General features: G+C 55.7%; 11 protein-coding genes. 6 read left to right on the top strand and 5 right to left on the bottom strand.

The window, feature by feature from the left end:
* Window positions 1-4 precede the first annotated feature (4 nt).
* Entirely contained in the window at window positions 5-2686 is a 2682-nt protein-coding gene (locus V5A26_RS05590; RefSeq protein WP_332322264.1) for an efflux RND transporter permease subunit, read from the bottom strand.
* On the bottom strand, window positions 2679-4265 hold the full coding sequence (locus V5A26_RS05595) for a COG1361 S-layer family protein (RefSeq protein ID WP_332321025.1): 1587 nt from the start codon (window positions 4263-4265) through the stop codon (window positions 2679-2681). The genes V5A26_RS05590 and V5A26_RS05595 overlap by 8 nt, the downstream gene beginning before the upstream one ends.
* Before the next feature lie 110 nt (window positions 4266-4375).
* On the opposite strand from V5A26_RS05595, the gene V5A26_RS05600 reads away from it, so the two are divergent.
* Window positions 4376-5014 carry a helix-turn-helix domain-containing protein gene (locus V5A26_RS05600; protein ID WP_332321026.1) on the top strand — a complete coding sequence of 213 codons (639 nt, stop codon included), beginning with the start codon at window positions 4376-4378 and terminating at the stop codon, window positions 5012-5014.
* Window positions 5015-5373: 359 nt separating this feature from the next.
* Here V5A26_RS05600 and V5A26_RS05605 read toward each other — a convergent pair whose 3' ends face one another.
* Entirely contained in the window at window positions 5374-5676 is a 303-nt protein-coding gene (locus V5A26_RS05605; protein ID WP_332321027.1) for a DUF2249 domain-containing protein, read from the bottom strand.
* Between the two features lie 143 nt (window positions 5677-5819).
* On the opposite strand from V5A26_RS05605, the gene V5A26_RS05610 reads away from it, so the two are divergent.
* Window positions 5820-7160, top strand: a complete 1341-nt coding sequence (locus tag V5A26_RS05610) for a hypothetical protein (protein ID WP_332321028.1) — start codon at window positions 5820-5822, stop codon at window positions 7158-7160.
* A 15-nt stretch (window positions 7161-7175) separates the two neighbouring features.
* Here V5A26_RS05610 and V5A26_RS05615 read toward each other — a convergent pair whose 3' ends face one another.
* Window positions 7176-7640: a hypothetical protein gene (locus V5A26_RS05615; protein ID WP_332321029.1), complete on the bottom strand. Its 465-nt coding sequence runs from the start codon at window positions 7638-7640 to the stop codon at window positions 7176-7178.
* A 61-nt stretch (window positions 7641-7701) separates the two neighbouring features.
* Window positions 7702-8349: a helix-turn-helix domain-containing protein gene (locus tag V5A26_RS05620; RefSeq protein ID WP_332321030.1), complete on the bottom strand. Its 648-nt coding sequence runs from the start codon at window positions 8347-8349 to the stop codon at window positions 7702-7704.
* 130 nt (window positions 8350-8479) lie between these two features.
* Between V5A26_RS05620 and V5A26_RS05625 the strand changes: the two genes are divergently transcribed.
* The 4 genes from V5A26_RS05625 (at window position 8480) to V5A26_RS05640 (ending at window position 11215) form a co-directional block, all read left to right on the top strand.
* Window positions 8480-8905, top strand: coding sequence for a hypothetical protein (locus V5A26_RS05625; RefSeq protein WP_332321031.1), 426 nt, complete (start codon window positions 8480-8482; stop codon window positions 8903-8905).
* Between the two features lie 129 nt (window positions 8906-9034).
* Complete coding sequence (locus V5A26_RS05630) at window positions 9035-10156, top strand: TIGR04053 family radical SAM/SPASM domain-containing protein (RefSeq protein ID WP_332321032.1); 1122 nt, start codon at window positions 9035-9037, stop codon at window positions 10154-10156.
* A 160-nt stretch (window positions 10157-10316) separates the two neighbouring features.
* Window positions 10317-10712: a pterin cluster protein gene (locus V5A26_RS05635; protein ID WP_332321033.1), complete on the top strand. Its 396-nt coding sequence runs from the start codon at window positions 10317-10319 to the stop codon at window positions 10710-10712.
* An 80-nt stretch (window positions 10713-10792) separates the two neighbouring features.
* Window positions 10793-11215: a universal stress protein gene (locus V5A26_RS05640; RefSeq protein WP_332321034.1), complete on the top strand. Its 423-nt coding sequence runs from the start codon at window positions 10793-10795 to the stop codon at window positions 11213-11215.
* Window positions 11216-11340: the final 125 nt, after the last annotated feature.

Here is an 11340-nt window from a genome sequence, read left to right on the forward strand (position 1 = left end):
CTTTTCACCCGTCACCGATCCATCCGAATTCGTCGTTTTCACCCTCAGCAACCCGTTTGAATTCGTGGTTTCTACCGTCGGCAACCCATTCGAATTCGTCGTTTTCACCCTCAGCAACCCGTTTGAATTCGTGGTTTCTACCGTCGGCAACCCATTCGAATTCGTCGACCTCACGGTCACCACCATCAGTAACAACTGTATCTCCCTGTGGGTGTTTTTGCTCCGTCATCGATCCGAATCGGTCCCAGACAATCAACGCAGCCGGCAAGATGATCATCGAGGTCAGGTAAGCATAGATGATGCTGAGTGCAGTGAGGATACCGAACGTTTGGAGGATGGGCGTGATGGCTATCCCAAGAATCCCCACACCCGCTGCCGTGGTAAGCATACTTCCAGTCAGTGCGCCACCCGTCCCACGCATTGTGGGATACAGGGCGTTGTATACTGACGTCGTTCCCTCGTACTCCTCGATGAAGCGGTGGACGAGGTGAACCGAGTAATCGACACCCATTCCGATGGTGACTGCCAGAAGCGTCGCCGTGAGGGCGTTAAATTTCATGTCGAAGGCACGCATGGTCGCGAGGACAAGTGTCACCGTCAGCAAGATGGGCAACAGGTTCACCAGCCCTAACATCCACTCCCGGAAGAGGAAGTGATAGACCAGGACGAGGAACACGGCCGTAATCCCGATCGCTGCGAGCAAACTGATGATCGCGGATTCGTAGATCAGCCCCGCGATGTCGGCAAAGATGACGGTGGTCCCAGTCGCTGTCGCATCACCACGAAGTCTGTTTTCCAGTAGTGTCCCTGCTGCGGAGACCTCTGACTGAGTTGCATCACTTTCCACGTCGTAATAGACCACGGTCTGTCTGTTCGAATCGGAAAGATAGCGCTCGACAGACGCCTCGTGGGGTGAGTCACGAAGTGCCGCATAGATCGCCTCGAGGTTGTCATCGGGAACTCCATTCCCGTCCCGATCATTTCGAGCGACCAATATGGCGAACTCGGGGGATTGGGACGCATACGTGTCGATCACGGTCTGGATACTCCTGCTTTCGGTGCGGACACCGGACTGCTCGATCGCTGACGGGGGAATCGAGCCGGCTTGATCGATCAGTTCGAGGCTGGTATCGCCTGTCATCGGCCGTTCGTAATAGATCGTGAGTGAATCCGAACTGGAGGGTTCGAAGTTGGCTTCGAGGAAGTTCGTCGATTCTGTCACAGTGTACGTCCCGGTTCCAAACGGCTCAGGCGCGTATTCAATGTAATCGGGAATGTCCTCGGGCGGGAGGAAATCCTCGTCCGAGAAACTGGTTTCGACGCCTGCTCCGTACCCCCCGGCAACGATGCCGGTGAGCAGAACACCGACGAGAACCAGCTTTGGTGCTCGTCTGCCGAATACGATGCCAGCGGTCAGCAACGGTTCGAGGACGCTGCCGTCCTTTCCGATCGGACTCTTGACCCCCGTCTGTTGGGTCTCTTCGCTCTGGGATCCGAGTCGTTCTCTGAGACGCTCCACGAGCACTTTGATTGCTGGTAGGTAGATGCCGAAGACGAGGAACGTGACCAGGATGCCGAGCGCTGCGATGACACCGAAGTCACGGATCGGCGCGAGTTGGCTCGTCAAGTTGGCTGAAAAGCCGAGGACGGTCGTGCCAGTTACGATGCCAAAGGCGACGACTAATTGACGCATTGTTGGCCGCATGGCGGCCGCCAAACCCTCTTTTGTGGCCCGTTCGCGATAGCCGTTGATCACGTGGATGCCAAAGTCGATCCCGACTCCCAGGAGAAGCGGTGGGATCGCAATGAGGAGTTGGGAAAACGCTATTCCAGCCCACCCCATGAGGCCGAACGTCCAGACGAGGGCCGTCACCAGGGCGAACACCCCGATCAGGAAGTCGAACAGATCTCGAAACGCGAGGAAGAGCAGCCCCAAAATCAACAGTGAAGCGGCTGGCACCACGATTTGTAACGAATCGACGATTATTTGTCCGAATTCTTCGGCGATGATGCCACTCCCATACACCGTGAAGTCTCCCTCATACGTCGTCACAATATCTTGGAGTTCCAATTGTGTCTCACGGAACGCACTGTCAGCAGTGACTCCGACAGCGGTCTCATCGCGTCCAGGCACCTCATGTGAAAAGACACCAATCGCGGCAGTCGCCCGGGCCGACTCGGAATTGAAGTCCTCACTCAGGAGTTCTCGGAATTCCGGGTTTTGCTCGGCGGTCTCGACTGCACCACCAATTTCTGATGGCGTCGCTCGGTCGATGACCTGGTGTTGGGCTGTGAGTGTGTCGGCAGTGGGGTCCAATTCTCGTGCGATATACGTCGCTGGACTCGACGTGTCCTGTACTCGCAACCCCGACCTGGCGCTGACGCCCTCTTGAACGTCGAGCATTCGGACCAGGGACGCTTTTGACAGGACGTTCTCGTCCCGGTGAATCACGAGGGTGCTTCCAGTCTCGACTGCAAACGGCGACCCGAACTGTGCCTGAACCTCGTCGTAACTCTCTTGGGCCGGTGAGGCCTCGGTGAATTGTCCCGTTCCCCCCGACATCGAGACCTGCTGGAGGCCAGCCCCGAATGCACCCGTGAGTATCAGGAAGACGATCACGACAGTACCGGGGCGGTCGACGACCAGGCTGGCTATTGTCGCTGCGAACCCGTTTGATTCACTCATCGTGGCTGCGACGCCTGTAAACGACCAGTGACGCAAATCCGAGCCCGGAGATCCCGATCCCCGCTGCCCCACCCATGAGGCCGTTCCTTGGAACATCGACCGATTGGATAGACGCGGTCACGCTCTCCCAGAACGTGGTCCCTTCGATGACTGTAATCGGAACATCGTAGGTATCGGTGAGTAGCGTGTCACCGTCGGGTTGGTCGTACTGGAAGTCCAATGAAATCGGATAGTCCTTCATGAGGGTGGTTCCAGGGGCAGATACTTGGAGGGTGACTGTGGTGGATTCACCCGGCTTGAGTTCGCTGATGAAGGCCGAATCGTCGGATATCGATATTGGCGCGTCCGTATAGGCTTTGGCGTTCACCGAATTGACGGTCTCCGAGTCGGTGTTAGTCACCCCAATCGTGATCGTCCCGGTTTCACCAGCGGCAACCGTGGTGTCAACTGTCTCGACCTCGTAGACAGGTTGTTCAGGCTTGACGTCGACTCGGACCGTTTTCGGATCGGCCCGTTGTCGGTCACCATTAGGGTCTTCGTATTCGAAATGAACAGTTAATCGACGGTCCGTCGGAGTCGTCTCCTCGTCAACTAAAATTTCGTATGTGGCCGAGGCGGATTTTCCTGGGTCGAGGTCACCCACGGCGACTTCGGTCTGGGTGGGGTGTAACGAGCGGTCGCCAGTTTCGAGTATCACATTGCCGCCTTGTATCAAACGCGGACCGGTGTTTTTCACGGAGACAGTCACTGTCCCGTCTCGGTCAACGCGGAGATCTGCACTCGTTTTGTTCACTGTGAATGACTGTTCCCGAGTGACAGAGACGGTGCTTGCGAGGGGTGTCGAGGGTTTTCTCGCACCGTCAGCGTCGTCGTATTTGATCGTACCAGTCACGGGATACTGATCGGGCTCAGCCATCTGGCTTGTAGTGACACTATAGTGGAGTGTTCGGTGTTCTCCAGGCTTGAGATCCCCAAGCGAGCGAATTCCGGATTGAGACCCTTCAAAGGTGATAACCGGTGTCCGTGACTCTATCTGAAGCGTAGCATCCGTCGCCAGTTCAGAACCGATGTTTTCGACGGTCACAGACATTGATCCATCCGATTCGACATTAACTTCCGACGTTGTCTCGATGATTTCAAAGCGGGCACGGTCGGAGACGGTCACCGCGAGGTGTCGAGTGGTCGTTTCCCGTTCATCGCCTTCGTATTCGTAGGTAATCCGGACCGGAAGGGTGTAGGTCCCCGAATCGACGTTTTGAGGAACGTCGATCATGAATGCTGTCTGCGTGGACATTCCATCACGAAGCGTTCCGAGGTTTCTCGAGCTGGAGGTTACGGTGAACGGCGTGGCCCCTTCGAGTAATTCCACATTGACGTTTGTTGCCTTCTCGACTTCCTCATCGGCGTCTTCGGCGTCGTTGAGCACCGTCACGGAGAGGGACTCGGTCTGACCTGGCGTGACGTAGCGTTCGGAGACAGTCGTTTCGAAACGGGGATCCTCTGTCCCAACGGCAATCCCTGGGCCGAGCGCAAGGCTCGCAACCATCACCACGACCACCAGTCCTGTAAGACGAGACATGTGGACCTGCGTTCGGGCCAGTTGCTGGAATGGATTATTGGGAACATGTGGCGGTAGCCGAACATGGACGGGGGTATTTATAAAGGCAAGAGCGTTCACCTCTATTGTAGATGCCAGGTGTCGAACTAACGATCGAGATGCCTAAGGATTCGTGGATCGGCCAGATCACGGATTCGTTTTCCGAGACGGACTTTCGAGTCCTGACAATACTCGTGAATGAAGGAAGCGGACATGCAGTTTTGGAAGTCGAAACTACCGAACCAAGTGCGGTTCTCGGCAGTCTCCAGTCACGAACCGAATTGGAGACGGTCGATCTGCTCTCAGTGGACAGTACTCGTGGCGTTTTTCAAATCGAAACTCGGGAAACCAGCATTCTCGAACCGTTTCTTGCGGCCGGAGTCCCACTCGAGACACCGATTCATATCACGAGGGGAATCGCCACTTGGGAGTTTACCACCTCACAGGACCGACTTTCGAATCTCAGCACACATCTCCAACACTCCGGATTGGCCTATACTGTGGACCGGATCGGGACTGGGGAACCAGAGACGGCGAATCGCCCCGGCTTGACCGCCCGTCAGGAGGAGGTGTTCGAGGCCGCCCACCGCGCCGGCTATTTCGAAATTCCGCGCGAAGCAACAGTTCGAGATGTTGCCGAACGGACCAGTGTAAACAAATCGACGGCCAGTGAGACGCTCAGACGGGCCGTTCGGAATCTCGTCGAGTGGTATGACCCTGCCGAGACGTAGAGTCCGATTGGTACTCGGACTGTCCGTGAAAGAGTTCCGGGCCAAGTGAGAACGAAAACACGCAGGAGCATCGCTTCTGATTCTCCGAGTCCCTTAAGCGAGCGAACTCTTACAGTTCATTTGGATGGACTGATCGCAGATCTGAAGGACCGAAAGGGACCGGTGCTCCAATATAGGGGCTGTCGATATTCAATCCGATCAATAGTATCCCCACTGCAATAATCGAAACGGGCGATGCTGTTATTTACACCGTATCAGAGCCACCGACGACTGATTCCACTTTGGGCACTACCAGAAAATGATTTGTGAGGAAGAGCCCACCCACCACGGCGAACGAAATCGGACCGTTTGCTTCTATCCTAATCCTCCCAGATCGCTGTATACGCGGGGTCCTCGCCAGTACTTTCATACGCATATCCACGCTCCTCAAGCATCGGAAACAGGTGCTGTGGCTGTCGGTCGTTGATCTGAACAAGGAGCCCAGCGCCATCCATCGACTCGAGGGTTCCGAGGGTTTCTTGCAACGGTTCGGGCGGTGGAAGGTCTCTGACATCGACTTCGGTCGGCTCGCTCACTGCTGGGACATGTGCCTCTTCTAGTAGCCCGTTGTATTCCATGGCGACCCATTGGGCAGTCTCACTATCAACGATTTCCCCGAACATATTCGATTGTGACGACCTCCAACTTTGCCGAATATATTCGGGGGAGGAACTTCGGCGTCCCCCGGTGGAATTAGCACAGCGATGCATCTAACTGCGGGTGAGGAGAATGAAGCAGTGACGGAACGAGATTTTGCCTTCTGATTATGCAACCATCTACCTCTGACCTGGAAACCGACCAGCAACCACCAGTATCACTCCCGTTTGCTCATTTTCTGGCCGGAGCGGGGTTGTTGTTACTCGGTGGCGGCGTTGCCAGTCTTGGACCATTGTTCCTCCCAATTCGGGCGAGCAGTGTCGGTACCCTTCATCTCCTCCTCGCTGGATGGCTTGGCCTCACGATTATGGGCGCGATGATCCAGTTTGTTCCCGTCTGGTCCGGCACGAAATTACACTCCGAACGCCTTTCACTCGTGAGTTTGTGGCTGGTTCTGATTGGGGTTGGTGGGGTGGTTGCCGTATTTTTCACGAGTGCATACGAGTGGTTTCCGCTGACAGCGGGTGTCCTTGTGGTCGGATTTTGGCTGTTCGGGTACACGATAATCCGGTCATTGCCTCCGGTGGGGGAGATGGACATCACCGAGGCCCATTTTCTCGTTGCGGTTGGGGCTCTTTTGGTCGCGACTGTCCTTGGCTGGCTCCTTTCCAGTGATTTTGCGTTCCGGTTTCTGGAGCCACTCCCATTCACCGCACACGGCTTGCTCATGGCCCATCTAACTCTCACTGTCTTCGGGTTTGTTTCGCTCACCATCGTTGGGGCACTGTATCAACTTGGGCCGATGTTTACCCAGGCGGCCCCCAGTCAGTTGGATACCTCCCTTGCCCAGGTAGAGATGGTTGCACTGCCTGTGGGTGTGTTTTTGCTGTCCGGCGGTCGATTGTTTCAGTCCCTCATTTTCGCACGACTCGGCGGATTTCTCCTCCTCACGGGAATGGTGGCTTTTGCTCTGGTGCTTATCCGCCGTTTGTGGGCAGCACAAGTTGACCCAGGCCCAATGCTCCGGCGCTACTGGCTAGTTGCCCTGTCAGTTATTGGGTGGGTAGGGCTCTCGATCCCGAGGTGGCTTGGCGATCCACTCTCCTACTTTCTCCGATTTGGCAGTCCGCAGGGGACACATCTCCTCTTTGTCGGATTTTTCACGTTCACCGTAATCGGGACCTTCTACCACGTTGTCCCCTTTATTATCTGGTTTCACCAATACAGCGACAAACTCGGATACGAACCAGTCCCAATGATCGACGACCTCTATCATGCGGGACTTGCACGGGTCGAGTTCTGGTTGCTCGCATTCGGACTGGTGACACTGTGGGTTGGAGAACTGCTTGGCGCCCAGACGTGGGTCCTCGTTCTCGGTGGGAACGTTCTCGGAGCGGGGGTCATCATGTTCGCGTTCAACATGGGCCTGGTCGTATGGCGGCACCGTCCAGAAACAATCCTTGAAGTCATCGCGCTGATGACGTTTCGTCATCGAGAGCCAGCGAACTGACGGGGTGTGAGTCGATCACTCCGTTGGTGTTAACTCGGTCAGTTTCTCGTTCACTGCCTCGCTGTGTTGGTGCATCGGATCGATGCGGATTTCCACGGTCTCGAAATCGTGCTCCTCGGCCTCTCCGTTCCAGGCTCGATGTGCTGCAGTCGTCAGGACTGAACTTTGGGGGCAAAACGGTGTGGTCGGCCTGAACTCCGCGATGAGCCTCAAATCATCCGTGACCGCGTACCGAAATCCGGCGTTTTGATGCCGGTGGTCGAGGTTCAATTTTGCGAGATTGTATCCGAAGGTGCTGTCATAGACGCCCCGCATTTCGAAAACGTCCCTGGCGATCTTGTGCACCCGAACGTGCTCCGATCCGGTCAATAGCTCGTACTCGCTGAGCGCCGGTCCAGGTTCGGGGATGTGTTCGGGAACGAACTCATCGTATTCGTCGAACCCGTGTTTGACGTCCGGTTCGCTCTTGAAGAGTCCCATGCAAATCGGTAGGAGTCACGTTCACGTGACAGGAACCCCGAACATGTTCAGTTTGGCTGACTTACTGAAATTCACTCATAGACTCTTCATCAGAGAGGAACTCGCCGATGATTTTCCCTTCAGCCCGCTGCAGCGTTTCACTACACGTGGACTTCGCTATGTCGGCTGCATCGGCCACCTCTGTCAGGGTTGCGTTTCGTGGTGAATCGTAGTAGCCAGCATCGGACGCTGTTTTGATCAACGAGAGTTGTCGATCCGTCAGGAGTGTCTCCGTTTCGAGGGTGTACCTGATCTCCTCGACTGTATACTGGATCTGGAACGCTGAGAGTTCCTCTCCCAATTGGGAGAGCCGCTCCTGAGAGGTTGTGATCTCCCAGATCGCTTCACCGTTCTGCAGTTCGAAGGGCATTTCCAAGGGGATTCCGGAACCGACGATCGGAAAGAGAAGTGTCGGTTCGGTGGTTTCGAACTGGACTAACCCAGTCTGGTTTTCTCGGCCCAGGACGTTCAATTCCCGTGTTTCGGGGACGGATTCGAAGGCCGAGAGGACTTCGTCTACCATTGCGCCGGTTATTTCGACGAGGCCGACCCCCGTTTCGTCCCCAGAGACCGCAGAGAGAATTCTGAATTCCGCGTTGGGGTAGTCTCGGGTTATCGCTCCGATCCAGAGCGTGTCCGGGATTGTGATCGTCAGGGTGGCTTGGGGCATACGTGGAATCGGGGGTAACCGGGCTATCCCCGAATATGTTCGGAACACATCAGCTCTTGGGATAAATCGCTATCGGTCTACCGAACAGGTTCGCCAAAACCTATCAAGGCCCTTCGTGAGTGGTCTGGATATGGAAACAGTAACCGTGAAACGATCCTTCGACGCGCCTGGAAGTGCTGTGAGGGATTGTATTCTCGAGGATGTGCCTGCGTTTATTCGTGCATCCGGATTCGACAGGGTAACCGTCGATGGAACGTCGTATAGGGTGTCTCGAGATATCGGGATTGCAACCTTCGAACTCACTCTTGATCGAGTCGAGAGTGAGCGGCTCCTCGAATTCGACCAAGTTGAGGGGGTTTTCGACCGGATGTGGACTGAATATCGCCTCGAAATGACAGTGGAAGGCTGTGAGCTCATCGCAACAACCGAATTTACCTTGGGGGGTGTTCTGGCCCCGGTGCTCGATGGTACGATGATCAAAACCCAACGGAAGCGGGAATTCGAGCTCCAGTTCGATTACGTCGCTTCACAAATCGACGCAAAGCACCCTGCCTGACCAATCCATCTCGGAGTCGGCGGCCGGTCAGTCGACTGTTGTTATTACAGGCACAAACGGTCGATGGAGGTCGTTCGGGAATATGTTCGGCCCTGCACTCATAGTTAGGCAAAGATTAGCCCGAGACATATGGGTCCGCCGAGTGAAGTCGACACGGATCAGCGACCGTTCGTTCTCATTTGGGAGGTGACACAGGCTTGTGATCTCGAATGTGAGCATTGCCGAGCTGATGCCCAACCCGATCGCCATCCATTAGAATTGGACACGGTGGAGGGCAAAGCGCTTCTCGACGAGGCTGCTCGATTCGACGAAAACCAACTCGTCGTTCTCTCGGGTGGTGACCCGTTGGCCAGGGATGATGTGCCGGAACTGATCGAATACGGGACCGATCTGGGCCTTCGAATGACGCTCACACCAAGTGGAACGTCTTCTCTCGATCCGGCCGTCATCGACGACCTGGCCAATGCTGGATTGAAACGACTCGCCGTGAGTATCGACGGATCGACCGAAGCGGCCCACGATACGTTTCGGGGCGAACCTGGGACGTTCGAACAGACACTGGATGCCGCGACCTATGCGAAGCAGCAAGGCATCCCCCTGCAAGTGAATACGACAGTCACCCAGGAGACAGTGGATGATTTGCCCGAACTTGCAGATCTGGTCGAGGCACTCGGTGCCGTTCTTTGGTCCGTCTTTTTCCTTGTGCCGATCGGACGGGGCCGGATTCTCGACCCTGTCAGTCCCGAGCGGGCGGAGGATGTGATGAATTGGCTCCTTACCCAAGCGACGGAGCGTGACTTCGGCGTCAAAACGACTGAAGCCCCCCACTACAGGCGCGTTGCGATGGAAACGAACCGTTCAGCCGAGAAACCGGCGGCAAACACGGACTTGATCGGTCGGCGGGGCGGCGTGCGGGCTGGGGATGGGTTTGCCTTTGTGAGCCACACCGGGACCGTCTTTCCGTCCGGCTTTTTACCATTGTCTGCAGGCTCAGTTAGGGAGACATCGCTGGTCGAGTTGTACCGGGACAGCGAGCTTTTCCAGTCGCTTCGCGACGAGAACCTGTTCCGCGGCAAATGTGGGGCCTGTGAGTACCGTAACGTCTGTGGCGGTAGTCGGTCTCGCGCGTATGCGTATACGGGCGATCAGTTAGAGAGTGACCCCTTATGTCCCTACGTTCCCGAAGGGTACGATGGTCCGCTTCCGAACCAAGTGCTTGACTATGAAGAAGGGGTTGAAGCCGATGACTGATTTTTCCTGTCGAATCTGAGTTGGGGGGTGGGGGGTTGATCGGTGGACTGTACTGAACGTATTCTGCGACCCACAACTCGATACGGTTGACAGATCCCCATCTGAGAGGTCGAACATGTGCGGCTTTCTTCTTTTGCCCCGTGAAACCCTCTATACCTTTATGGAAACTGCCAACGTAGACAGAAAGGGTCAATCAACGACGACGATAACCGCTCGGTGTACGGGCCATATCTACGATGCAGTCGGACAGTCTCGCTTCGAGTATGAGTTCGAGGGAACGACGTTATCCGACTTTCTCGATTCGTTTTTCGAGGAATACGCGGTCGAGGACCTTGTCCTTGCAAGTGAAGAAAGCGAGGAAGCCTCAAGCGGATGGGCAAAGCCGCCCGAGAAGTTGCCGGGAACGTGGAATCAAAATCCAGATGGCGAACGGGTCCGCCGCTATGCCCGCGTCACTGTCAACGGTCGGTTCAACGAGCATCTCGGTGGCTTTCAAACACAGTTGGAGGACGGTGACAGAATCGGGTTGCTGTATCCGTTTGTATACTGTTTCTGACTAACCCAAACCCTGTCGATGGCATTCTACCTGCGGACTCCGCAATTAGATTAATAATCTTGTCCAGTATATTTTGATATATGGGTGGAATACTCGTTCCAGTCGACGGCTCGAAACACGCCGAAGATGCACTTGAGTACTCGATTAATCACTTCTCGGACGAGGAAATCACGGCGCTGCACGTGGTCGAAATCCCACAAGGGTACTTCACGGCGACTGCACCCGATCCCGAAGACATTCCGCAAGTGGAGGCCCACAAGGAAGAGGCAGAAAAACTCCTTGATGATATCGAAGCGAAGGCGACTGAGATGAGTGCGGTAATCGAGACCGACTTCGAACTCGGGGATCCCGAGGACGTGATTCTTTCCTACGCGGAGGAAAACGACATCGACGAAATCGTCATCGGGAGTCGGGGGATTTCAGGTGTCGGTCGGATCATGTTTGGAAGTGTGGCCGAGAAAGTCGTCCGTCGGGCGGAAATCCCCGTGGTCGTCGTCCATTAGGTGGACGGCTTGGTCCCGCAACTACATCTCTCTGGACCCGCCGCTCGCTCAAACGAATTTCCGTCGCCACTCAAGCGATACTCTCGGCGAGACCGACGGCACCGGGGACATGCGGGTCTTTCCCC

The sequence above is a fragment of the Halodesulfurarchaeum sp. genome, from assembly GCF_036626455.1.
Lineage (GTDB): Archaea > Halobacteriota > Halobacteria > Halobacteriales > Halobacteriaceae > Halodesulfurarchaeum.